The organism is Saccharopolyspora taberi (assembly GCF_039534165.1).
Taxonomy (GTDB): domain Bacteria; phylum Actinomycetota; class Actinomycetes; order Mycobacteriales; family Pseudonocardiaceae; genus Saccharopolyspora_D; species Saccharopolyspora_D taberi.
Genome location: NZ_BAAAUX010000001.1, coordinates 262076 through 283911, shown reverse-complemented (window position 1 = coordinate 283911; position 21836 = coordinate 262076). Strand labels below are relative to the sequence as shown.

Below are 21836 nucleotides of genomic sequence, written 5' to 3'. Positions count from 1 at the left end.
CGGGCTCCAGCGCCGCGTAGTCGTAGTCCAACTCGGGCAGCGCGTACAGCTGAGCCATTTCCGCTCCTTGAACCGATCTTCTGCGTCTCCCGGGAGTCTGGGACCTCCAGTGCGGTGGAGGTCAACCGTGTTCTGGGTCACCGCGCGTTCGAACCGGACCTGCGCGCAGGAATGTCCCGTTCGGGGGGTCTTGCTAACGTGGCGGGCGTGTCCGGGAAGACCACCACACTCACCTCGGCCCCCTCGGGCACCCGCGGCAAGCGCAAGATCAGCTGGGACCTGGTCCGATCCGGCTGCGTGACGCTCGTGATGCTCTACCACGCGACGTTCCTGAGCGTGTTCCTGCACCCGGAGCTCGATCCCCGCACGTTCGTCTTCCCCTACCAGGTCGGCGCGAGCCTGCTGCTGCTGATCTCCGGCTACTTCGCGTGCGTGACCATCGGCCGCGGGCCGGTCCTGCGGTACTGGTGGGGACGCATCGCCCGGCTGGTCCCGCCGTTCCTGGCCGCGGTGGTGCTGATCTTCGCGGTGATGCGGCTGGTGCCGGTCGACGGCTGGTTCGACCCCACCGGCGGGGACCTGGCCGCGAACCTGCTGATGCTGTGGAACTGGAAGCCGGACGACTACCCGTTCATCGACGGCTCGCACTGGACGGTTCCGCTGCAGCTGATGGGTTTCACCGTGGCAGCGCTGCTGTTCCGGTCCAGCTGGGGGCACGGCAGGCGGGTCGTGGTGGTGCTGTGGGCGGCGGTGCTCATCCCGATCGCGCAGTGGCCGCTGCGGGTCTCCAACCCGCCGGAGTTCTACCGGATGGTCGTCGACGGCATCGGCGCGCACCGCTGGCACCTGCTGGTCGCGGGCGTGGCGATCTGGCTGTGGTCGACCCGCCGCATCGGCCTCGCGCACTTCTCGGCGCTGCTCGCCGCGTGCATGGCGGCGCAGGCGCTGCACAACTACTCCGAGACCCCGGAGGGCCTGGTCGCCGACTGGGGCTCGACCGTCGCGGTGTGCATCGGCATGGTCGTGGTGGCGCTGACCGCCTACGGGCCGGACTGGAACCGGGTGGTGCCGGACTGGCTCGGGCGGCGCGTGCAGTGGTTCGCCGGGATCTCCTACGGCGTGTTCCTCACCCACCAGACCATCGGCTACATCGTGTCCCGCAAGCTCCAGGACGCCGGCGCCGGCCCGACCGCGCAGACCGCCGCGATGGTCGGGACCGGCGTCGTGGCGGGCTGGCTGCTGACCAGGCTGGTCGAGCGCCCGGCGCACCGGGCGCTGATGGCGGCCTACGACCGGCTCCGACCGGCGGCACCATCGTCTTCAAGCGGCGAAGCCGCTTAGCCCACGCAAGCAAGATGACCACCCGCGGGTTCTCAGGCGTCGCCTCGCGAGGACAGCTTTTTCCGTCGTATTGGACATACGTCGGAAAAAGATCCCGCAGCGAGGCGGCGCCTGAGGTTCCGCCACCCGCACCGCCACGCAAAACGAGCCAGGAGATTCAACCGGCCCGGCGGCTGAGGTGTTCCCAGCGGGCGTACTCGGCGGCGCGCTCGCGGTCCATCCGCTCGACCAGGTCGTAGCAGTCGCCGCCCAGCAGCACCCGCTTCGGCGGCTCGGCCATGCCCGCCAGTTCCAGCAGCACCGGAGCGGCCCGCTCCGGCCCCGGATCGTTGTTCTCGCCGCCCCACAGCTCGGCCAGCTGAGCGCGGATCGGGGCGTAGCGCTCGTCCTCCTCTGTCGTCGTGGTGCCCCGCGTGAACAGGTCGGTCGCGTAGCTGCCGGGACCGACGATGGTCACCTTGATCCCGAACGGCTCGACCTCCATCGCCAGCGCCTCGCTGACCGCGTCCAGCGCGGCCTTGCCCGCGCCGTAGAAGCCGACCGACGCGAAGCCGCCGCCCGCGCCCATCGAGGTCACCTGCAGGATCCGGCCGGAGCCCTGCGCGCGCAGGTGCGGCACGACCGCCTGGCACACCCACACCGCGCCGAAGAAGTTGGTGTCCAGGTGCGCCCTCGCCTGCTGCTCGGTGACCTCCTCGACCATGCCGAGCAGCAGCCCGCCCGCGTTGTTGACCACGACGTCGAGCCGCCCGAACGCGGACACCGCCCGCTCGACCCCGGCGAACACCGCCGCGCGGTCGGAGACGTCGAGCGGGAAGGCGACCAGCCTGCCGCCGTGCCGGGCGAGCAGGTCGTCCAGCGGCGAGACATCCCGGGCGACCCCGACCACCTGATCGCCCGCGTCCAGCGCGGCCTCGGCCAGCGCCCGGCCGAACCCGCGGGAAGCACCGGTGACGAACCAGGTACGCATGCGTTTCTCCTCTCCGCGAGACGATCCGTCTCGCTAGACGAGGATGACATGGCCCCGGCCCGATTGACAAGACGGTTCGTCTCGTCTCGTAGCTTGGGTGCGGAAAAGCCGGACCCGGCGCACCGGATCCGGCTGAGTTCCGCGCACCCGCTAGAACGGGTGGCGCTCCAGCGGCCGCTCGTCCAGCTCGGTGTTGGACACCTTGATCGACGCCTCGACACCGCCCCAGCGGCGCAGCGCGGCGGTCGCCTCGGACTTCTGGTCGGCGGGCAGGCCCTCGATGTCCGCGCCGTGGTTGCCCGCGGGCACGACGTAGGAGAACGAGTCCTCGGTCCCCCCGCCCAGCTCGAACGGCTCGGTGTTCCACGGGTCGTACTCGCCGTTGACGAACATCAGCTCCGAGCCCTCGGACCGCACCCAGTCGTCGACCTCGGCCATCACGCCCTTCTCGAACGACATCGGGATGTCGCGGGGAACCAGGCCGCGCGGCTCGGCGAGGTCGTCGTGGTGCAGCAGGTCGGCCAGCTTCGGGTTGGTCACGTGCGGCCAGCCGAGCTGGGTGCCCGCCTGGTAGTAGTACGGCACGTACTTGTCCAGCCCCTGGTCGGTGTAGGACGAGAACTGCACCGTCTTGTCGAAGAAGGCGTAGATGTCGTCGGTGCTGGCGTTCTTGGCCGGAATCCCGGCGCAGTCCGCGACCCCGCCGTACTGCCAGAACGCGAACGGCGTGTCGGACACGACCAGCTCCAGCGCCCGGTCGATGTCGCCGACGGTCCTGTCGAAGGTGAAGCCGTTCTGCGCGGCGTAGTCGCCGAAGCGCTTGAGCATCTCCTCCCGCCGCAGCAGCGCCTCCCGCTGCGCGGTGGTCAGCGCGTCGCGGCAGGCCGGGTCGGGACCGACGTCCGCGAGGAACTCGTCGTAGCCGTCCTCGTCGTTGTCGACGTCGTTGGGCGCGACGTAGGCGACCGTGCCGTCGACGTCTTCGGGGTAGAAGCGGCGGTGGTAGACCGCGGTCATCCCGCCCTTGCTGCCGCCGGTGGTGATCCACTTCTGGCCGTAGGCGGCCTTGAAGGAGTCGATGATCCGGTGCTCGTCGGTGGCCGACTGCCAGATGTCGAGGTCACCCCAGTCCGCCGGTTCCGGCCGGGACGGGGTGAAGAACCGGTGCTCGATGCTGACCTGGTTGCCGTCGAGCAGCTGCGTCGGCTCGGACCGGTTCGCCTTCTGCGGCAGGTTGTAGCCCGAGGTGTAGGCGACGGTGGGCCGCGCGAAGTCGCGGTGCAGCAGCGTCAGCCGCTGCTGGAACACCCCCGACGCCGGGTCGTGGTGGTCGACCGGCTGGGCGAAGGTCAGGTCGAACAGCCGGAATCCAGGCTCGGTCGGCCGCTCCCCCACGATCGTCAGCCCCGGCACCCGCTCCAGCTGCTCGCGCACCTCGTCCGGCGGTGCCGCCGCCGCGGGCAACCCGCCGAACAGCAGTCCGCACGCCACCGCCGCGGTGACCGCACCACGCCACTTCATCTCGCCTCCCGGCTAGCTCGACCGGCACCGAAACTAGCCTGGGGCCTACCGGGGAGGAAGGCGAACCGGTCGCGCTGTCGTGTTCCCGCAACTACCTCGCGAGCAGGTCGCGCAGCGCCCGCACGACCACGTCCGGGGCCTCCTCGGCCATGAAGTGACCGCAGGACACGGTTTCGTGCACCAGGTCGGCCGCCCACTCCCGCCAGCGCGCGGCGGCGTCGAAGCCGAGGGCCGCGCCCCAGTCCTGCTGCAGCACGGTCACCGGCATCGGCAGCCGGTTGCCTGCCTTCCGGTCGGCTTCGTCGTGTTCGACGTCGACCGACGCCGAAGCGCGGTAGTCGGCGACGATCGAGGTGACCGCCTCGCGGGACGCCTCCAGGTAGGCGGCGCGGACGTCCGGCGGGATCGCGCTCGGATCGCCGGTCCAGGCGTCGAGGAAGTGGCCGAAGAACGCGTCGGCCGAGGCGTTGATCATCTGCTCGGGCAGTCCGGGCGGCTGGGCCATCAGGTAGAGGTGGAAGCCGACCGCGGCCGAGGCGCCGTGCATGACCTCCCACATGTCCAGCGTCGGCAGCACGTCGAGCGAGGCGAGGTGGGTGATCGCGCCGGGGTGGTCGAGCCCCGCGCGGATCGCGACCAGCGCGCCCCGGTCGTGCCCGGCCAGCGCGAAGCGGTCGTGGCCGAGCGCCCGCGCGAGCGCGACGACGTCGGCGGCCATGGTGCGCTTGGAGTAGGTCTGCCCGTCGGCGTCCGCGGGTTTGCCGCTCGCGCCGTAGCCGCGCAGGTCGGGGCAGATCACCGTGTGGTCGGCGGCCAGGTCGGTGGCGACGTGCCGCCACATCAGGTGGGTCTGCGGGAAGCCGTGCAGCAGCACGACCGGACTTCCGGAGCCGCCGACGGCGGCGTTGAGCGCCACCCCGTCGGCGACGTCGACGTACTGCTGGACGAATCCAGGGATCTGCGGAGCCATGTTCTCCCTTGTCCTCTTTGGACACGTTGTCACCCACCAGTATGACGCGAGGGCCGACAGCGACGCTGCGCAACCGATGGGAACTCGATCACTTCACCTGCTTTGAGCTGCAAAAACAGGAACAAGGTCCTGATCTCGCACGGTTCGGTATGACGACGCTCATCCTCGTTCCCGGTTGGCGCGCCCGCAGCGGCTACGTAGCGTTTCCGGGGTCGGACCCCCGAACCGACGTGACGACCGGAAGCTCGCGGCGCCGAACCCTGCCCGAGCGGGCTTCCCGCCCCCGCAGGAACAGCCCCCGGGCAGGGACGGACACCCCGAACGCCGAAGCGCGACCGCCCCGAACGACGTCGCGCCGACCCGGTCCGCAGGCGCGGCAGGAGATCGATTTGCGCCGCAACCGCTTCTTGGCCCGCACCGTCCTCATCGGCGCCCTCGTCGCCGCAGCACCCCTGGCCGCCGCCCTTCCCGCCGGAGCCGCGTCCGCGTCCACCTGGGACGCCGTGGCGCAGTGCGAGAGCACCGGCAACTGGAGCGCCGACACCGGCAACGGCTTCTCCGGCGGACTCCAGTTCACCGACTCCACCTGGTCGGCCCACGGCGGCACCCGGTACGCGGCGAAGGCGTCGCAGGCCAGCCGCCAGGAGCAGATCGCGGTCGCCGAGAAGGTGCTCGCCGCCCAGGGCGCCAACGCGTGGCCGGTCTGCGGCAAGAAGGCCGGTCTCGGCTGACCCCCGAACAGGTCCGCGGGCCGGTAGCCCACCGCACCGGCCCGCGGACTCCACCAAAACAGAATTGGGCGGAAATTGAGCCGCGAACCGTTTCAACGAATTGTTCATGAACCGGTTCCGCGGTTTTTACGCCGTTCAGGCGCATGTCCGGCACCGGGAATCCCGCTATCGTCTTCTCAGCTTCGCAGCAGGTGACTCCATTCCTTTCCCGAAGGGTGCTTGGCATGCTCACTGCGTTCTCGGCCGCCGTTCTGGCGGCCTCTGCGATGATCCCCGCCGCCGGCTGGCACGACATCCCGCACGACGACGTCCCGCCGCCCGCCGGGCGGATCACCATCGACGTGGCCACCGTGAACGGCTCCGGCTGCCGCGCGGGCACCGCCGCCGTCGCGGTCTCGCCGGACAACACCTCGTTCACCGTCAGCTACAGCGACTACCTGGCAAAGGTAGGACCCGGAGTCGACCCCACGGAGTTCCGGAAGAACTGCCAGCTGAATCTGAAGGTGAACATCCCGCAGGGATTCACCTACGGAATCGCCAGTGCCGACTACCGCGGATTCGCCCATCTCGCCGCCGGCGCGACCGGACTGGAAAAGGCGAGCTACTACTTCCAGGGAATGTCGGAAACGCACTACTCCGAGCGGCCCTTCAGCGGACCGCTCAGCGACAACTGGCAGGTGACCGACGAGACCGAGGTCGGCGCGATCGTGTACAAGCCGTGCGGCGAGCAGCGCAACTTCAACATCAACACCGAACTGCGCGTCAACGCGGGCACCTCGGACCCGGCCGAGACCAGCTTCATGTCGATGGACTCGACCGACGGCAACATCGAGACGACCTACCACTTCGAGTGGAAGGAATGCCCGTAACGCTTGCTTGGCGGTGCCAGCTGCTTCACCACCCGAGCAGCTGGCACCGCTACCGGCACCGCCAAGCAAAGACGGGTGTTCAGGCGACCGGCTCGGCCTCCTGCGCACCGCCGACCGGCTCACGCTGCTTGGGCACGTCGACCTCCTCGGCCGGGACATGTCCATTGCGGATCGTCGAGCTGACGTAGCCGTCGGACTCCTCACCGGCCGCGCCCGCCTCGGTGGCGGCCAGGAACGGCTCCGCCGCCGACAGCACGCGCTGCGCCGCGCGCACCCGCTCCGCGAGGTCCTGGCGCATCTTCAGCATCGTGTCCGCGTACTCGTCGGCCCGCCGGATGCGCCGCTGCGCCTCCGCGGTGGCCTCCCGGACCCGGCGCTGCGCCTCGGCGCGGCTGGCCTGCTCGCGCTCGGCCAGCACCCGCATCTCCTCCTCGCGGCGGGCGGCCATCGAGATCTCGAAGTCCTTCTCGATCTGCGTGCGGCGCTCCTCGGCCTCGGTGTCGAGCCGCCTGCGGTGCTGTTCGGCCTCGCGGCCCATCCGCTGGATGTCGTCGCGGGTGCGGGCCAGCGACTCGTTGCGCTGCTGCTCGGCCTGGCGCCGCCACTGGTCGGCCTCGGCCACCAGGTTCTCGTAGCGGGCGCGCAGCTCGGCGGCGGCCTGTTCGGACCGGGCCCACTCGTGCTCGGCCGCGGCCTGCGCGGCGGCCCGCACCTCGTTGGCCTCGTCCGTGGCCAGCCGGACCATCCGGCGCATCCGGTCCGACAGCCCCTGCTCGGTCACCGGAGTGCGGCAGACCTCGTCCAGCTGCGCGCGTAACGCCTCGATCTCCGCCCGCGCCTGGTCCAGTTCGGCCGCCAGGTCGGCGACCTGGCTCAGCGCGGAATCCCGGTCCTCGGTCAGCATCCGGACCTCGGCCTCGGTCTGCTGGAGGTAGAACTTCACCTGGGAACGCCGGAATCCGTACCAGACGGTGTCGAAATCGGCCTTCAACGGCACCAGTTCCCTGTCTTCGTGCCCCACGGTCTCACCCCGCTCAAGTTGATCAACAGTTTGTGCTGGGAGCGAGCCACGCCCCGACGCGGCAAATTCCGTTGTACACCCCGAAAGCGGCCTGCGATGTGCTCCGTCCGGGCTGTACCGGCGGGCGGCGCAGTCACGCTGCGCAGGGATAACGGATCGCTGCGGGCCATTGTTCACCCCGGCCCGCGCTAAGATCAACTGTTTGTTTTGGGGAAAACGACGGGACATCCGGAGTCGGTCTCCCGTACACCGGAGCAAATCCGCTGCTCGGTCAGCTCTTTGCGTCCGGGTGCAGCACCCGCCGGAAAAGGATCTCGATTTCGTCTCGTGTCGGAACCGATTCCCGGACGACACCTTGCAGCAACAGTCCGCAGAACAGGCCGGACAGGACCTTGCCGGTGACCGGGTCGGTGCGCGCGGTGAACAGCTCGGCCAGCGCCTGGTCCCACTCGGTGCTGACGTGGCGCAGCGCGGGCCGGTGCAGCGCGGCGACGTAGAGCTCGTGCTCGACCACGGTCCGCGACAGCTCGGGTCCGAGGTAGTGCAGCACCAGGTCGGCCAGCGCGGCGGCGAAGTCGTCGGACTCGCCGATCCCGGCGGCCCACTCCCGCAGCTGCGCGACGTCGTCGGCCGCGGCGTGCCGCAGGGCCTCGGCGAGCAGGTCGTCGAGCGAGGCGAAGTAGTAGGTGGTCGACCCGAGCGGAACACCCGCCGCGGCCGCGACGGCGCGGTGGGTGAGCTTCTCGATCCCGCGCTCGGCCACCACGGCGATCGCCGCGCGTGCGATCCGCTCGCGGCGGTCGGGGTCCTTGGGGCGCGCCCCGGACCGCGACGCGGGCATGGGCTGCGTGGTCGACATCGTGCTCCATCCTCCTCGGTGGATCAGGCGCGTGGGCCGCCCCCACAGCCTGTCACGACCGAGCGTTACAGCGATGCGGCCCACATCACGCAGCGTGCGTTTCGCCTGTTCACCGCGCTTGAACGGATTCCGTTCCGGTCCTTTCGCAAACCGATCATGTACAGATGTACATCCACGGTGTTAGGGTCTCCCGCAGCACAACGGCGGATCCGCACCGCGAATCGCCGGAAAAGGATCGTCACCGGCCTGATCGCCAGGAGGTGAATTTCACGGCAGGCGTGCTGGTGACGGCGAACAAATTCGCGCCGACGGCTCTGCCGCGCCGGCCATTCGATTCCCGGCGCTTCGACCCGCCGATTGTGCCGATGTCGGCCATGCTGACGTGAACCGCACGTCCACGGGCTCCTGAGCGCCCGCCGATCCAATTCGCACCGCAAACGACAAAACGGGGACAACAGATCCATGCCGGATACCGCAGAGCCCACGCTGTTCATCGACGGTTCGTGGGTGCCGGCCGCAGCCGGCGGCACCCGCGAGATCCACTGCCCGGCCGACGGGGCGCTGGCGGCCACCGTCGCCGAGGCGAGCAGGCAGGACGCCGTGCGCGCGGTGGCCGCCGCCCGCCGCGCCTTCGACGCCGGGACCTGGAGCGCCACCTCCGCCTGGGAGCGCGGTGACCTGCTGATCCGCGTCGCCGACATCCTCGTGCGGGACAAGGACGAGTTCGCCCGCGCCGAGTCGCTGGACACCGGCAAGCGCCTGGTGGAAAGCGAGTACGACATGGACGACATCGCGGCCTGCTTCCGGTACTTCGGCAAGATCGCGGGCACCGACGCGGGCAAGCTCGTCGACACCGGATCGCCGGACTCGATCAGCCGGGTCAGCTACGAGCCGGTCGGCGTGTGCGGCCTGATCACGCCGTGGAACTACCCGCTGCTGCAGGTCGCCTGGAAGGTCGCGCCGGCCATCGCGGCGGGCAACACCTTCGTGCTCAAGCCCAGCGAGCTGACCCCGTCCACCGCGATCCTGCTGATGAAGGCGCTGGCCGAGGCAGGTCTGCCCGCCGGGGTCGGCAACCTCGTGCTGGGCACCGGCGCCGAGGTCGGCTCGGTGCTGGCCGAGCACCCCGACATCGACCTGGTGTCGTTCACCGGCGGCCTGCACACCGGCAGGCTGATCTCGGCCGCCGCCGCGCCGACGGTCAAGAAGGTCGCCCTGGAGCTGGGCGGCAAGAACCCCAACATCGTCTTCTCCGACGCCGACTTCGACACCGCCGTCGACTACGCCCTGACCGCGGTGTTCCTGCACTCCGGCCAGGTCTGCTCGGCGGGCGCGCGGCTGATCGTGCAGGACGACCTGCACGACGCGCTGGTCGACGAGATCGTCCGGCGGGCCGAGCAGATCCGCATCGGCGGCCCGTTCGACGACGACGCCGAGACCGGTCCGCTGATCTCGGCCGCGCACCTGGCCAAGGTCGACGACTACGTGGCCAAGGCCGTCGCCGAGGGCGCGGTGCTGCGCACCGGCGGCTCGCGGCCGGACGGCGAGAAGTACGCGAACGGGCACTACTACCGGCCGACCGTGCTCGACGAGGTCAGGCAGGGCTCGTACGCGGTGACCGAGGAGTCCTTCGGCCCGGTGCTGACCGTCGAGCGGTTCACCGACGAGGACGACGCGATCCGCATCGCCAACGACACCCACTACGGCCTGGCCGGTGCGGTGTTCACCACCGACGTGAGCAGGGCCCAGCGGGTGGCCAACCGGCTGCGGCACGGCACCGTCTGGATCAACGACTTCCACCCCTACCTGCCGCAGGCGGAATGGGGCGGTTTCAAGCAGTCCGGCATCGGCCGCGAACTCGGCCGCGCCGGACTCGGCGAGTACCAGGAGGCCAAGCACGTCTACCAGAACCTGCGGCCCGGCCCGCAGAACTGGTTCTCGCCGCGCTGACCTGACGACGTTCCAACGAGGAGACCGGCAGGTCCGCACGAACTGAATCCACGCCGTCGCGGACGGCATTTTCACGCGCAACAACCACCCGAATCCTTCCTTCTCGCCCCCTCGCGGGAAGGAAGGATCGGGAAAGGAGTTCGGGGCATGAGCGCGCCCACCGGCGACGCCGAGCTGAACGAGTTCGGCTACACCAACAAACTGAAGAGATCCCTCGGCAGCTTCCACACGTTCGCTGCCGGCGTCAGCTACATCTCGGTGCTCACCGGCACCTTCCAACTCTCCTACTTCGGATTGTCCTTCGGCGGTCCCGCCTACTGGTGGTCCTGGCCGATGGTCTTCCTCGGGCAGTTGATGGTGGCGTTGAGCTTCGCCGAGCTGGCATCCCACTACCCCATCGCGGGTTCGGTCTACAACTGGTCGAAGAAGCTCGGCGGCAAGCACGTCGGCTGGCTCGCCGGCTGGATGATGCTGCTGGCGTCGATCGTGTCGATCGCGGCGACCGCGCTGGCCTACCAGCACACGCTGCCCGAGATCTGGGGCGTGTTCCAGTTCGTCGGCGACGGCTCCGGGGAGACCGACGCGGCCGCCAACGGCGTCGTGCTGGCCACCGCGCTGATCGTGTTCACCACGCTGATCAACGCCTTCGGCGTGAAGCTGATGGCCCGCATCAACAGCGCGGGCGTGTTCATCGAGCTGATCGCCGCGGTGCTGCTGATCCTGTTCCTGGCGGTGGCCGCCACCCGCGGGCCGGAGGTCGTGCTGGAGACGAACAACACCGGCTCGGCCTACTCCGGCGGCTACCTCGGCGCGTTCCTGGTCGCCGCCCTCGCCTCCTCGTACGTGATGTACGGGTTCGACACCGCGTCCTCGCTGGGCGAGGAGTCCATCGACCCGCGCCGCAACGCGCCGCGCGCGATCCTGCGGTCGCTGGTCGCCTCGTTCGTGCTGGGCGGGCTGATCATCCTGCTGGCGCTGATGGCCGCGCGCGACCTCAACGCGCCGGAGCTGACCACGACCGGTCTGCAGTTCGTGCTCACCGACGCGCTGGGCCCGATGATCGGCCGGATGTTCCTCGTGGTCGTGTTCATCGCGATCACGGTGTGCGTGCTGGCGGTGCACACCGCCGCGATCCGGATCGCCTTCGCCATGGCCCGCGACAACGCGCTGCCCGGCGGGTCGAAGCTGGCCCGGGTCAGCCCGCGGTTCCAGACCCCGGTGGTGCCCGCGATCATCATCGGCGTGCTGGCGGTGGCCCTGCTGGTGGTCAACATCGGCCAGCCGCAGATCTTCTCCGCGGTCACCAGCCTGGCGATCATCCTGATCTACGTCTCGTACCTGCTGGTCACGATTCCGATGCTGATCGCGCGGCTGCGCGGCAAGTGGTCGTCGAAAAAGCAGGAGGGCAGGTTCTGCCTGGGCAGGTTCGGGCTGCCGGTCAACGTCCTCGCCGTGCTGTGGGGCCTGGGCATGACGATCAACCTGGCCTGGCCGCGGCAGGAGGTCTACAACGCGACCCCGCCGTTCCACTGGTACCTGCAGTGGAGCGCGGCGCTGTTCGTCGGCATCGCCGCGGTGGGCGGCTTCGCCTACTACTGGTTCGTGCAGCGCCACCGCGTCGGCGTGCTCGCCGACCACGCGGCTCCCCAGACCACCCCCGACGTCGAGCCCGCGACTTCCTGAGCTGAAACGGAGATACGACATGACCGAACAGTTCGACGACGTCTTCGACTACGTCGTGGTCGGCGGTGGCAGTGCCGGTGCCGCGGTGGCCGCCCGGCTGTCCGAGGACCCCGACGTGACCGTCTGCCTGCTGGAGGCCGGACCGTCCGATGTGGGCGACAAGGCGATCCTGGAGCTCAACCGCTGGATGGGGCTGCTGGAGTCCGGATACGACTGGGACTACCTGATCGAACCGCAGGCCAACGGCAACTCGTTCATGCGGCACGCCCGCGCCCGCGTGCTCGGCGGCTGTTCCTCGCACAACTCGTGCATCGCGTTCTGGGCCCCGGCCGAGGACCTCGACGAATGGGAGTCGATGGGCGCCACCGGCTGGGGCGCCAAGGACATCTTCCCCCTCTACAAACGGCTGGAAACCAACGACGGCCCAGGCGAGCACCACGGCCGCAGCGGTCCAGTTACCCTGCGCAGCGTCCCGCCGAAGGACCCGTCGGGCGTGGCTCTGCTCCAGGCGTGCGAGCAGGCGGGCATCCCCATCACCGAGTTCAACTCCGGCAAGACCGTCACCCACGGCGCGAACTGGTTCCAGATCAACGCCCGCGAGGACGGCACCCGCTCGTCATCGTCGGTGTCCTACCTGCACCCGATCATGGGCAAGCGGCCGAACCTCGAGGTCCGCACCGAGGCCCGCGCCAAGAAGGTCACCTTCGACGGCAAGCGCGCCACCGGCGTGGAGATCCTGGCCCCCGACCTGATCCACACCCGCCGGATCGCGGCGCGGCGCGAGGTGGTGCTGTCCACGGGCGCCATCGACACCCCGAAGCTGCTGATGCTCTCCGGCATCGGGCCCGCCGAGCACCTGCGTGAGGTCGGGGTGGACGTGCTGGTCGACTCCCCCGGCGTCGGCTCGAACCTGCAGGACCACCCCGAAGGCGTCATCGGCTGGGACGCCAGGCAGCCGATGGTCACCGACTCCACGCAGTGGTGGGAGATCGGCATCTTCACCACCACCGAGCCGGGCCTGGACCGGCCGGACCTGATGTTCCACTACGGCTCGGTGCCGTTCGACATGCACACCGCACGGCAGGGCTACCCGACCACGGAAAACGGCTTCTGCCTGACCCCGAACGTCACCCGCGCCCGCTCCACCGGCACGGTCCGGTTGCGCAGCCGGGACTTCCGGGACAAGCCGAAGGTCGACCCGCGCTACTTCACCGACCCGCACGACATGCGGGTCATGACCGAGGGCATCAAGCTCGCCCGCAGGATCGTCTCGCAGCAGGCGATGCAGGGCTGGGCCGGTGCCGAGCTGCACCCGGGCCCGGACGTGGTCACCGACGACGAGATCGCCGACTACATCCGCAAGACCCACAACACGGTCTACCACCCGGCGGCGTCGGTGCCGATGGGTTCGGGCGACGACGCCCCGCTTGACGCGCGGCTGCGGGTCAAGGGCGTGCAGGGCCTGCGGGTCGCCGACGCCTCGGCGATGCCGTTCCTGGTGGCGGTGAACCCCAACATCACCACTATGGCCATCGGTGAGAAGTGCTCCGACATGTTGAAGGAGGACAACGCCTGAGCTGAGCGCCAGGCTCGTCCGTTCCGCGCGCCGCGGGCGCGCGGGTGAAGAGGTCCCTCCGGTCCCCCGTCCCGGAGGGACCTCTTCTGCTCGCCGCAAACCGTTGCGCCGCAACAGGATTCGGCCGCACGGTCGCCGCGATCTCCCGCGGCGGGCTGTGATCTCCCCCTTCGGCGTATGGGCACGAACCGGGGAACGTGATCGAATCCGGGGCATGCCCAAGAAGTCGCTGTGGACCACGGTCGTCGCTTTCGTGCTGCTGGGCGCGGGCTGGCTGGTGTTCGAGTCCGGCTGGCTCGACGACGAGCCCGCCGCCGCGTCCGGCCCGGCCGCCGAGCAGCTCGCCGCGCTGAAGGTCGCACCGGCCGGGACCATGGACGGCTACTCCCGGGACAGCTTCGAGCACTGGACCGCCCAGCCGCAGGCGGGCAGGAACTGCAACACCCGCGAGGCCGTCCTCGAACGCGACGGCTCCGGGGTGCGGGTCAACGGCGCCTGCGAGGCCACCTCGGGCTCGTGGACCAGCGCCTACACCGGTGAAACCATCACCGATCCGTCCAAACTGGACATCGACCACACCGTTCCGCTCGCCAACGCGTGGCGCAGCGGCGCGAAGGACTGGACCGCGCAGCGGCGCTCGGAGTTCGCCAACGACCTCCGGTCGCCGCAGCTGCTCGCCGTCGACGCCGGTTCCAACCGGGCCAAGGGCGACCAGGACCCGTCGACCTGGAAGCCCGCCGCCGGGTACTGGTGCGACTACGCGACCGACTGGATCGAGGTCAAGAACGCCTACGCGCTCACCGTCACCCCGCAGGAGCGGACCGCGTTGCAGGACATGCTCGGCACCTGCCGCTGATCAGGCGGACATGACCTCGTAGAGGTTCCCGGACTCGTCGCTGAAGAAGAACCCGCGCTCGCACAGCGGGTGGTCGGTGCGCCCGTTGCCGGGCTCGCGCGGGCTGCTGCCGAACACCACGCCTCGCTCCCTGATCCGGGCGAGGATCGCGTCGAACTCCGCCGCGTCGACGTCGAAGGCCAGGTGGTGCGGCTGGGCGTCCTCGACCGCCATGAACTCCAGCGTCAGCGAGTCGTTGACCCGGACCGGCTCGAAGTGCCCGCTCGCGCCCTGGGGTTCCAGCCGCTCCAGGCCCATGATCCCGGCGAAGAAGTCCGCGGCGGCCCGGTGGTCGGCGGCCGGGACGATGGTGTGGTTCAGCACGACGGTCATGCCTGCTCCTCCTTGATGGCTCCGTTGAGGAAGGTGTCGACGAGTTCGGCGGTGTCCAGCCCGGTGTGGATCCGGGAGCGCGTGAACAGCAGTCCGAGGAACATCGCGGCGAGCTGCTCGGCGGGGAGCCGCAGCGTGGCGCGCTCCGGCTCGAACAGCTCGGCCATCGCGTCGCGGACGGCGGCCATCGACTCGTCGCGGTCGGCCTGCGGGGGCCGGTCCGGACCGGGCCTGCGGGCGCGGCCGGAGGCGTGCAGCGCGGCCATCATCGCGGTGATCCGCCCGAAGTCGGCGGCCAGTGCGTCGGCGGCCTCGGCCAGCCGGTCCGCCAGCGGCTGGTCCAGGGAGACCGAACCGATCTCCCGCACGGTGTGATCGGGGCTGAGCACCTCGGCCACGCACGCGTCGATCAGCTCGTCCTTGTCCTTGAAGACGCGGAAGATCGTCCCCTCCCCGATCGCGGCGGCGCGCGCGACCTGCGCGGTCGTCACCGCCGCTCCGCGTTCGGCGACCAGCGGCAGCGCCGCGGCCACGATCATCTGCCTGCGTTGTTCGGGAGTCATGCCCGGCGCGCGGCGCCTGGGTTTGGTTTCCGCCATGCCTTCGAAGCTACGGAGTGAGTACTCACTCCGTCAAGTGCGAACGCGACGCCCGTCCGGTGGTGGCCGGACGGGCGCCGTTCCAGCGGCCGGAAGCGGTCAGCCGATGGTCGTGGTGGTGAGCACCGGGTTGGGGTTGGGGAAGCACCGCGACGGCACGCTCTGGTCGCCGATGACCGACGACACGACGGCCGTGAAGGTCAGCCCCGGGTCGTCGTAGCTGGTGCCCGCCAGCTTGGTCTCGATCGTGCCGGAGTCCCCCGCGGTGAGGTGGGCGGTGACCGTCGGGAGCTCGAACGGCTGGCCGCCGTTGAGCGGCCCGTCGAGGTGCAGGACGGCGACGTTGCCCTCCAGGGTGATCGTCGGCGGGTTCGGACCTAGGCCGGACCCGCCGGCCAGGTCGGCCGAGACGTAGGTCGAGTTGGCCGGGATCGGGATCCGCAGGTCCATCTGCTCGACCCGCTTGACGGTGTAGCCGTTGACCTCACCCGGAACCGTGTTCGGCGCGGGGTCGATGACGATGTCGAGCGCGGCACCCGGCGCGACCGTCGCCGGCGCGGTCACGTCGGTGCTCTGGCCCAGGGTGAACTTCTGCTCGCCGACCGGCGAGTCGCCGGAGCAGTCGAAGTTGATGTCGAACGAAGCTGCCGCGGCCTGCGGCGTGAACGCCAGGGCGGCGACGGCGACCAGCGCGGTCGCGGTCAGCGGACGAAGGGCGGACTTCATTGGCCTCACCTCGGGAATCGTCGGAGAACACCAGGTTGAGCCGCGCGGCGGAGAGATACTTACTGACCAGTAGGCACGACGTCAACGAAACTCGTTTTCCCGTGATTGCCAGGTTTCCCGGCGTTCGACCGAGAGTGAGCGATGCTCCCGCGCACAACCGCCGCGGGCGTGGAGTTCCGCGCCACGCGGGAGATTCCGGCAACACTCGTTCATCGCAGCGGGCTCACCGCCGGTGACCCGGCTCGGCCGGAAGAGTGCATGTGGACTCTTACCCTTGCGGCGCAGGGGAATTCTTGCGGCGGGCCACCACCGAGTTTCCCGGAGTGAGAATCGCGCACCGATTTTCCGGCGGCGTGCGGCTTGACATGCCTGCGGATCAGCCCAGCCGGTGGCCCGCCCGCCGCTCGACGACCTGCACGGCGGCGCTGTGGTCGAGGTCGCCGCCACCGGACTCGACCAGCTCGGCCATCGTGCGGGCGGCGGCCTCGAAGACCTGGTTGTCCACCACGCCCTCGGTCAGCTCCCGGATGATGCCGATGTCCTTGAGCTGCGTGCGCGCGGCGGCGCCGAGGGTGAAGTCTCGGCGCAGCATGCGGTCGCCGTGCAGTTCGAGGATGCGGCTGGCGGCGTAGCCGCCGAGCAGGGCTTCGCGCACGGCCGCCGGATCGGCGCCCAGCGCCGAGGCGGTCACCAGCGCCTCGGCGACCACGGCGATGTTGGCGGTGACGACGAGCTGGTTGCACGCCTTGGCGATCTGGCCCGCACCGGGCCCTCCGCACACCACGACCCGCCCGGCGAACGCGCGGATCACCTCGTCGGCGGCGGTGATGTCGTCCTCGGTCCCGCCGACCATGACCGACAGCGAGCCCGCCCGCGCGGCGGTCGGACCACCGGAGACCGGCGCGTCGACGACCGCGCAGCCCCGGGCGTGCAGGTCCTCGGCCAGTGCGCGAGCGTCGGCGGGAGCGCACGTGCTGGTGTCGATCACGACGAACCGGCCGCCCGCGCCGAGCAGTTCCTCCGCCGCCGCCCGCACCTGCGGGCCCGCCGGGAGCGACACCACGACCACCGGCTCGGACCCGGTCTCCCGCAGCCGCGCGGCCAGCGCAGGCACGTCACCGACGACGCGGACCCCTTGCTGCGCGGCGGCTTCCCGGGTCACCTCGCTGCGCGAGGTGGCGACGACGTCGTATCCCGCGTCCGCCAGCCGCAGGGCGAGGTTCGCCCCCATCGGCCCGAGCCCGATCACGCCAACCGACTGCACCGCGTCCTCCTCCGCCCGTGACGTCCGGCAACATCCTGGTTCCGGGCGACATTCTGCCTGGCGGGCACCTGAGCGCCGGGAGGACCGTTCAGCAGCAGGCGGTGCGGGCCTCCCCCTGTTCGACCTGGAGGTCGGGTGCTTGGCCCGCGGTCTCGGAGTCGGCCTTGACCACGTAGACCTCCCACGGTTCCCGGCCGGGGCCGTGCACCCAGACCTTGTCCTGGCGCGCGTAGCAGCAGGTGGTGTCGTTCTCGACCTGCGTGAACAGCCCCAGCTCCGAGAGCCGGCGGGTGGCGTCGTCGACGGTCGCGGTGTCGTCGACCTCGACGCCGAGGTGGTCCATAGCGGCGTCCTGGCCGGGTTCCCCTTCGAGCAGGACCAGCTTCAGCGGTGGTTCGGCGACGGCGAAGTTGGCGTAGCCGGGCCTGCGCTTGGCCGGTTCGACGCCGAAGAGCTTGGAGTAGAAGGAGATCGAGCCCTCCAGGTCACCGACGCGGAGGGCGAGTTGGATGCGGGACATCACGGCTCCTGTCTAGATGTTTATCTAAACAGCAGCTTGCTCCCTGTTTCGATGTGTGTCAAGTTAGGTGCATGTCGAATCAGGATGGGGACACCGCGCTGTGCTGCTCGCCGTTGATGCGCGTGCCGCTGACGGCCGGGCAGTCGGCGGAGCTGGCCCGGGTGTTCAAGGCCATCGGAGAACCGGTCCGGCTGCGGCTGCTGTCGCTGATCGCCTCGCACGCGGGCGGTGAGGCGTGCGTGTGCGATCTGACGGGACCTTTCGACCTGTCCGGGCCGACGATCTCGCACCACCTCAAGGTGCTGCGGGAGGCCGGGGTGATCGAGGGCGAACGGCGCGGCACCTGGATCTACTACCGGGTGCGGCCGGAGACCCTGCGCGCGGTGTCGATGGTGCTGCTGCCCGCCGACGCCGAGGCGGTGACCGCATGAGCCGGACTGCCGAGCAGGCCACTGCTCCGGTCGCGGCTCGGCTGTCGGCGCTGGACCGGTTGCTGCCGGTGTGGATCGGGGCGGCGATGGTGGCCGGCCTGCTGGCCGGGCGGTGGGTCCCGGGCCTGGGCCCGGCGCTGGACGCGGTGCAGGTCGACGGGATCTCGCTGCCGATCGCGCTGGGCCTGCTGGTGATGATGTACCCGGTGCTGGCCAAGGTCCGCTACGACCGGCTCGACGCCGTCACCGGCGACAAGCGCCTGATGATCTCCTCGCTGGTGCTGAACTGGGTCCTCGGTCCGGCGCTGATGTTCGCACTCGCCTGGGTCTTCCTGCCGGACCTGCCCGAGTACCGCACCGGGCTGATCATCGTCGGCCTGGCCCGCTGCATCGCCATGGTGATCATCTGGAACGACCTCGCCTGCGGCGACCGGGAAGCCGCCGCCGTGCTGGTCGCGCTGAACTCGGTGTTCCAGGTGATCGCGTTCGCCGGACTCGGCTGGTTCTACCTCTCCGTGCTCCCCGGCTGGCTCGGCCTCCCGGTGGTCGGCCTGGAAGTCTCGGCCTGGGAGATCGCCAAGAACGTCCTGGTCTTCCTCGGCGTCCCGCTCGTCGCCGGGTACCTGACCCGCAGGCTCGGCGAACGCGCCAAGGGCCGCGAGTGGTACGAGACCCGGTTCCTGCCCAGGATCGGTCCGGTCGCCCTCTACGGGCTGCTGTTCACCATCGTGATCCTGTTCGCCCTGCAAGGCGACCAGATCACCGCCCGTCCCACCGACGTCGCCCGCATCGCGCTGCCGCTGCTGGCCTACTTCGCGATCATGTGGGCCGGATCGTTCGCCCTCGGCAAGGCGATCGGGCTGAACTACGAACGCTCGGCGACGCTGTCGTTCACCGCGGCGGGCAACAACTTCGAGCTCGCCATCGCGGTGGCCATCGGCACCTTCGGCGTCACCAGCGGCCAGGCCCTCGCCGGGGTCGTCGGCCCGCTGATCGAAGTCCCGGTGCTCGTCGCCCTGGTCTACGCCTCGCTCGCCGCGCGGCGCTGGTTCCGCCCGACATCGTCATGAACCCTGGAGCAACCGTGTCCGCAACACCCGAAGTCCTGTTCGTCTGCGTGCACAACGCGGGACGTTCGCAGATGGCCGCCGCCCTGCTGCACCACCGCTCCCAGGGGCGGGTGCGGGTCCGTTCGGCGGGGTCGGCACCGGCCGAGACCATCAACCCCGCCGTGCTGGTCGTCATGGAAGAACTCGGCCTCGACCTCTCGCAGGAGTTCCCCAAGAAGCTCACCACCGACGCCGTGGAGGCCGCGGACGTGGTCATCACGATGGGCTGCGGCGACGCCTGCCCGGTCTTCCCCGGCAAGCGCTACCTCGACTGGGAGCTGGACGACCCGGCAGGCAGGCCGGTGGACGAGGTCCGCAGGATCCGCGACGACATCGACCACCGCGTCCAGAGCCTGCTCGCGGAGATCGCCACCGGGAACTGACCCCCGCGCCGGCCGGGCGCGGGGGTCGGCACGACACCGCTCAGCCGTAGCGGCGGAGCTCGTGGAAGAAGTCCTCGATCACGTGCAGCTCGCCGGCCCGCGAAACCTCGTCGTAGACGTACTTGCCCACCGCCAGGTCGAGCACGCCCAGGCCGAACGGCGAGAACACCAGCGGCCGGTCGGCCGCGGGCCGGACCCGCCCGGCCATGACGTCGGCGAGGGTGCCGTCCAGGAAGTCCCGGTTCCCGGTGCGCTGTTCGGCCAGGTGCGGCGAGGTGTTGGCCTTCAGGCAGTGCTCGACGTCGTCGACGATGTTGGTGGACGCGAGCACGATCTCCGGCGCCAGGTCGCGCAGCGACACGTGCAGCACCAGCGGGTTGTGCTCGAACCAGGACACCTCGCTGACGTGCGGTTCACCGGCCACGGTGGCGAAGACCACCAGGTCGCTGTTGCGGATCAGCGACTCCGCGCTGTCGTGCACGGTGATCTTGCCGGTGGCGCCGGACTGCTCCAGGTAGCCGGCGAAGCCCGCCGCGTGCTCGGTGGACAGGTCGTGCACGCCGATCTCGTCGAACGACCAGCCGGTACCGGCCAGGAACGTGTGGATGTACCGGGCGATCAGCCCCACGCCGAAGAACCCGACGCGCGCCGGGCGGGCCCGGTCGCGGCTGAGCCGGTCGGCGGCCAGCGCCGCCGAGGCCGCCGTCCTGGTGGCGCTGATGATCGAGCTCTCCAGGCAGGCGAACGGGTACCCGGTGTCGTGGTCGTTGAGGATCAGCACCGCCGAGGCGCGCGGGATGCCCGCGGACACGTTGCCAGGGAAGCTGGAGATCCACTTCAGCCCGTCCACCCGCACCTGCCCGCCCGCCGACGCGGGCAGCGCGATGATCCGGTCGGACGGCCGGTCCGGGAACCGCAGGAAGTACGACGGCGGGTTCACCGAGTCGCCCTCGTCGTGCAGCCGGTAGGTCGCCTCGACCAGGTCCACGACCTGCTTCTCGCGCCCCAGCAAGGCGTTCTGTACCTGGGCTCCGGAAATCACCGCGAACGGTGGGACGGTCAGCTCCGACATTCGACTCCTCCAGTGGTTAGGTTAGGTTAGGTTTACCCGGTCGTGCAGTCTGCCAGCCGCACCGGATCGGTCATAGCGACGAGCACCTCGCGTTCCCCGCCGAAGGGCTCCCGGCTGTGCGCGGTCCGCACGTTGTCGACCAGCAGCAAGTCGCCGTCCTGCCACGGCTCCCGCGCGGTGTTGGTGTCGTAGATCTCGTTGAGCGTCGCCACGACGTCCTCGCCGACCGGATCTCCGTTGCCGAAGCGGGTGTTGAACGGAAGCCCTTCCGCTCCGAAGACGTCGACCAGGTACTCGTGCACCTCCGGCGCCATCGTCCACTCGCTGAGGAACGCGATCTGGTTGAACCAGCAGCGCTTCCCGGAGACCGGGTGGCGCACGACGGCGTGGCGGCGCTGCCAGGTGCGCAGCCCGCCGTCGGGCTGCCACTCGAACTCGATCTCGTTGGCCCGGCAGTAGTTCTCGACCGCGGACCGGTCCGCCGTTCCGAACGCGTCCTCGATGGACGCTCCGATTTCCTCGTTGTAGTTGCGGACGAGCATCCAGCCCTCCCGCTCGAACCGCTCGACCAGGTCCGGGGGCAGTTCACCGAGCACGGTCGGCGCGTCGGCGACGGCGGTCGCACCGCCCTCCACCGGAGCGGTGAGGCAGGAGAACATCATCATGCCGGGGAACTCCAGCAGGTAGCTCAGCTCGTGGTGCATGCACATCGGCTGGTTCTGCGGCCACTTCGACGACGAGTACACGCCCTCGGCGTAGGTCTGCCTCGGCGCGAACGCCTCACGTTCGGTCATCAGCGTGCTACCCATCCGCCGGAAGACCTCGATGGCCTGGTCCCGGTCCGCGATCCCGAGTCCCCGGACCAGGACGGAGCCGTGTTCGGTGACGGCGGCGCGCAGCGCGTCGCGGTGCTCGGCCGCCCAGCCCGGCGGATCGCCGGTCGCGCGCAGCACCGGCGGCCTGCCCGGTCGCAGGTCCAGGTCGAGCAGGGATGCGGAGGTGGGCTCCATCTC

Annotated in this window: 22 protein-coding genes and 1 pseudogene; 11 read left to right on the top strand and 12 right to left on the bottom strand. The window is 70.1% G+C overall.

Annotated features, from left to right (window positions below):
* Positions 1-207: 207 nt before the first annotated feature.
* Positions 208-1341: an acyltransferase family protein gene (locus ABD691_RS01680; RefSeq protein ID WP_344677513.1), complete on the top strand. Its 1134-nt coding sequence runs from the start codon at positions 208-210 to the stop codon at positions 1339-1341.
* Positions 1342-1498: 157 nt separating this feature from the next.
* Here the strand turns inward: ABD691_RS01680 and ABD691_RS01675 are convergent, their stop codons facing one another.
* From ABD691_RS01675 to ABD691_RS01665, 3 genes are all read right to left on the bottom strand, one after another.
* A complete protein-coding gene (locus tag ABD691_RS01675; RefSeq protein WP_344677512.1) occupies positions 1499-2311 on the bottom strand; it encodes an SDR family NAD(P)-dependent oxidoreductase in 813 nt (270 codons plus the stop codon).
* A gap of 150 nt (positions 2312-2461) precedes the next feature.
* On the bottom strand, positions 2462-3832 hold the full coding sequence (locus ABD691_RS01670; protein ID WP_344677511.1) for a S28 family serine protease: 1371 nt from the start codon (positions 3830-3832) through the stop codon (positions 2462-2464).
* A 91-nt stretch (positions 3833-3923) separates the two neighbouring features.
* A complete protein-coding gene (locus ABD691_RS01665) occupies positions 3924-4802 on the bottom strand; it encodes an alpha/beta fold hydrolase (protein WP_344677510.1) in 879 nt (292 codons plus the stop codon).
* Positions 4803-5185: 383 nt separating this feature from the next.
* Here ABD691_RS01665 and ABD691_RS01660 point away from each other — a divergent pair.
* Positions 5186-5524, top strand: a pseudogene (locus ABD691_RS01660) (transglycosylase family protein); the annotation flags it as partial.
* Positions 5525-5757: 233 nt separating this feature from the next.
* Positions 5758-6402 (top strand): DUF4360 domain-containing protein, encoded by a 645-nt coding sequence (locus ABD691_RS01655; protein WP_344677509.1) that lies wholly within the window; start codon positions 5758-5760, stop codon positions 6400-6402.
* 79 nt (positions 6403-6481) lie between these two features.
* Here ABD691_RS01655 and ABD691_RS01650 read toward each other — a convergent pair whose 3' ends face one another.
* Both ABD691_RS01650 and ABD691_RS01645 read right to left on the bottom strand, forming a co-directional pair.
* Positions 6482-7423, bottom strand: a complete 942-nt coding sequence (locus ABD691_RS01650) for a coiled-coil domain-containing protein (RefSeq protein ID WP_344677508.1) — start codon at positions 7421-7423, stop codon at positions 6482-6484.
* 271 nt (positions 7424-7694) lie between these two features.
* The gene (locus ABD691_RS01645) at positions 7695-8282 is read right to left on the bottom strand and encodes a TetR/AcrR family transcriptional regulator (RefSeq protein ID WP_344677507.1); all 588 of its coding nucleotides are present in this window, start codon (positions 8280-8282) and stop codon (positions 7695-7697) included.
* Positions 8283-8446: 164 nt separating this feature from the next.
* Between ABD691_RS01645 and ABD691_RS01640 the strand changes: the two genes are divergently transcribed.
* The 5 genes from ABD691_RS01640 (at position 8447) to ABD691_RS01620 (ending at position 14347) form a co-directional block, all read left to right on the top strand.
* Positions 8447-8668: a hypothetical protein gene (locus tag ABD691_RS01640; RefSeq protein ID WP_344677506.1), complete on the top strand. Its 222-nt coding sequence runs from the start codon at positions 8447-8449 to the stop codon at positions 8666-8668.
* 76 nt (positions 8669-8744) lie between these two features.
* On the top strand, positions 8745-10232 hold the full coding sequence (locus ABD691_RS01635; protein WP_344677505.1) for an aldehyde dehydrogenase family protein: 1488 nt from the start codon (positions 8745-8747) through the stop codon (positions 10230-10232).
* A 147-nt stretch (positions 10233-10379) separates the two neighbouring features.
* Complete coding sequence (locus tag ABD691_RS01630) at positions 10380-11915, top strand: APC family permease (RefSeq protein WP_344677504.1); 1536 nt, start codon at positions 10380-10382, stop codon at positions 11913-11915.
* Between the two features lie 19 nt (positions 11916-11934).
* Positions 11935-13491, top strand: coding sequence for a GMC family oxidoreductase (locus ABD691_RS01625; RefSeq protein WP_344677503.1), 1557 nt, complete (start codon positions 11935-11937; stop codon positions 13489-13491).
* Positions 13492-13705: 214 nt separating this feature from the next.
* Positions 13706-14347, top strand: a complete 642-nt coding sequence (locus ABD691_RS01620) for a GmrSD restriction endonuclease domain-containing protein (protein ID WP_344677502.1) — start codon at positions 13706-13708, stop codon at positions 14345-14347.
* On the opposite strand, the gene ABD691_RS01615 is transcribed toward ABD691_RS01620, so the two are convergent.
* The 5 genes from ABD691_RS01615 to ABD691_RS01595 all read right to left on the bottom strand — a co-directional run bounded on the left by ABD691_RS01615 (position 14348) and on the right by ABD691_RS01595 (position 17828).
* Positions 14348-14719 carry a VOC family protein gene (locus tag ABD691_RS01615; protein WP_344677501.1) on the bottom strand — a complete coding sequence of 124 codons (372 nt, stop codon included), beginning with the start codon at positions 14717-14719 and terminating at the stop codon, positions 14348-14350.
* On the bottom strand, positions 14716-15282 hold the full coding sequence (locus ABD691_RS01610; protein ID WP_344677522.1) for a TetR/AcrR family transcriptional regulator: 567 nt from the start codon (positions 15280-15282) through the stop codon (positions 14716-14718). Before ABD691_RS01610 ends, ABD691_RS01615 begins: the two co-directional genes overlap by 4 nt.
* Positions 15283-15417: 135 nt before the next feature.
* Positions 15418-16044 carry a cyclase gene (locus ABD691_RS01605; protein WP_344677500.1) on the bottom strand — a complete coding sequence of 209 codons (627 nt, stop codon included), beginning with the start codon at positions 16042-16044 and terminating at the stop codon, positions 15418-15420.
* A gap of 376 nt (positions 16045-16420) precedes the next feature.
* Positions 16421-17308 (bottom strand): NAD(P)-dependent oxidoreductase, encoded by an 888-nt coding sequence (locus ABD691_RS01600; RefSeq protein WP_344677499.1) that lies wholly within the window; start codon positions 17306-17308, stop codon positions 16421-16423.
* A gap of 88 nt (positions 17309-17396) precedes the next feature.
* On the bottom strand, positions 17397-17828 hold the full coding sequence (locus tag ABD691_RS01595) for an ArsI/CadI family heavy metal resistance metalloenzyme (RefSeq protein WP_344677498.1): 432 nt from the start codon (positions 17826-17828) through the stop codon (positions 17397-17399).
* 71 nt (positions 17829-17899) lie between these two features.
* On the opposite strand from ABD691_RS01595, the gene ABD691_RS01590 reads away from it, so the two are divergent.
* From ABD691_RS01590 to ABD691_RS01580, 3 genes are read left to right on the top strand one after another with little or no spacing between them, the layout of a single operon-like run.
* On the top strand, positions 17900-18259 hold the full coding sequence (locus tag ABD691_RS01590) for an ArsR/SmtB family transcription factor (protein WP_344677497.1): 360 nt from the start codon (positions 17900-17902) through the stop codon (positions 18257-18259).
* Positions 18256-19329 (top strand): ACR3 family arsenite efflux transporter, encoded by a 1074-nt coding sequence (gene arsB, locus ABD691_RS01585; protein ID WP_344677496.1) that lies wholly within the window; start codon positions 18256-18258, stop codon positions 19327-19329. The genes ABD691_RS01590 and arsB overlap by 4 nt, the downstream gene beginning before the upstream one ends.
* 14 nt (positions 19330-19343) lie before the next feature.
* Positions 19344-19751 (top strand): arsenate reductase ArsC, encoded by a 408-nt coding sequence (locus ABD691_RS01580; RefSeq protein WP_344677495.1) that lies wholly within the window; start codon positions 19344-19346, stop codon positions 19749-19751.
* Between the two features lie 40 nt (positions 19752-19791).
* Here ABD691_RS01580 and sbnB read toward each other — a convergent pair whose 3' ends face one another.
* Complete coding sequence (gene sbnB / locus ABD691_RS01575) at positions 19792-20823, bottom strand: 2,3-diaminopropionate biosynthesis protein SbnB (protein WP_344677494.1); 1032 nt, start codon at positions 20821-20823, stop codon at positions 19792-19794.
* Positions 20824-20855: 32 nt separating this feature from the next.
* Positions 20856-21833, bottom strand: a complete 978-nt coding sequence (locus ABD691_RS01570; RefSeq protein WP_344677493.1) for a TauD/TfdA family dioxygenase — start codon at positions 21831-21833, stop codon at positions 20856-20858.
* Positions 21834-21836 lie beyond the last annotated feature (3 nt).

Bases quoted from the DNA above. Each gene is read 5' to 3' on its own strand.
- ABD691_RS01675 (WP_344677512.1), bottom strand. From the start codon at position 2,311: ATGCGTACCTGGTTCGTCACCGGTGCTTCCCGCGGGTTCGGCCGGGCG.
- ABD691_RS01670 (WP_344677511.1), bottom strand. From the start codon at position 3,832: ATGAAGTGGCGTGGTGCGGTCACCGCGGCGGTGGCGTGCGGACTGCTG.
- ABD691_RS01665 (WP_344677510.1), bottom strand. From the start codon at position 4,802: ATGGCTCCGCAGATCCCTGGATTCGTCCAGCAGTACGTCGACGTCGCC.
- ABD691_RS01655 (WP_344677509.1), top strand. From the start codon at position 5,758: ATGCTCACTGCGTTCTCGGCCGCCGTTCTGGCGGCCTCTGCGATGATC.
- ABD691_RS01645 (WP_344677507.1), bottom strand. From the start codon at position 8,282: ATGTCGACCACGCAGCCCATGCCCGCGTCGCGGTCCGGGGCGCGCCCC.
- ABD691_RS01640 (WP_344677506.1), top strand. From the start codon at position 8,447: ATGTACATCCACGGTGTTAGGGTCTCCCGCAGCACAACGGCGGATCCG.
- ABD691_RS01635 (WP_344677505.1), top strand. From the start codon at position 8,745: ATGCCGGATACCGCAGAGCCCACGCTGTTCATCGACGGTTCGTGGGTG.
- ABD691_RS01630 (WP_344677504.1), top strand. From the start codon at position 10,380: ATGAGCGCGCCCACCGGCGACGCCGAGCTGAACGAGTTCGGCTACACC.
- ABD691_RS01625 (WP_344677503.1), top strand. From the start codon at position 11,935: ATGACCGAACAGTTCGACGACGTCTTCGACTACGTCGTGGTCGGCGGT.
- ABD691_RS01620 (WP_344677502.1), top strand. From the start codon at position 13,706: ATGCCCAAGAAGTCGCTGTGGACCACGGTCGTCGCTTTCGTGCTGCTG.
- ABD691_RS01615 (WP_344677501.1), bottom strand. From the start codon at position 14,719: ATGACCGTCGTGCTGAACCACACCATCGTCCCGGCCGCCGACCACCGG.
- ABD691_RS01610 (WP_344677522.1), bottom strand. From the start codon at position 15,282: ATGACTCCCGAACAACGCAGGCAGATGATCGTGGCCGCGGCGCTGCCG.
- ABD691_RS01605 (WP_344677500.1), bottom strand. From the start codon at position 16,044: ATGAAGTCCGCCCTTCGTCCGCTGACCGCGACCGCGCTGGTCGCCGTC.
- ABD691_RS01595 (WP_344677498.1), bottom strand. From the start codon at position 17,828: ATGTCCCGCATCCAACTCGCCCTCCGCGTCGGTGACCTGGAGGGCTCG.
- ABD691_RS01590 (WP_344677497.1), top strand. From the start codon at position 17,900: ATGTCGAATCAGGATGGGGACACCGCGCTGTGCTGCTCGCCGTTGATG.
- arsB (WP_344677496.1), top strand. From the start codon at position 18,256: ATGAGCCGGACTGCCGAGCAGGCCACTGCTCCGGTCGCGGCTCGGCTG.
- sbnB (WP_344677494.1), bottom strand. From the start codon at position 20,823: ATGTCGGAGCTGACCGTCCCACCGTTCGCGGTGATTTCCGGAGCCCAG.
- ABD691_RS01570 (WP_344677493.1), bottom strand. From the start codon at position 21,833: ATGGAGCCCACCTCCGCATCCCTGCTCGACCTGGACCTGCGACCGGGC.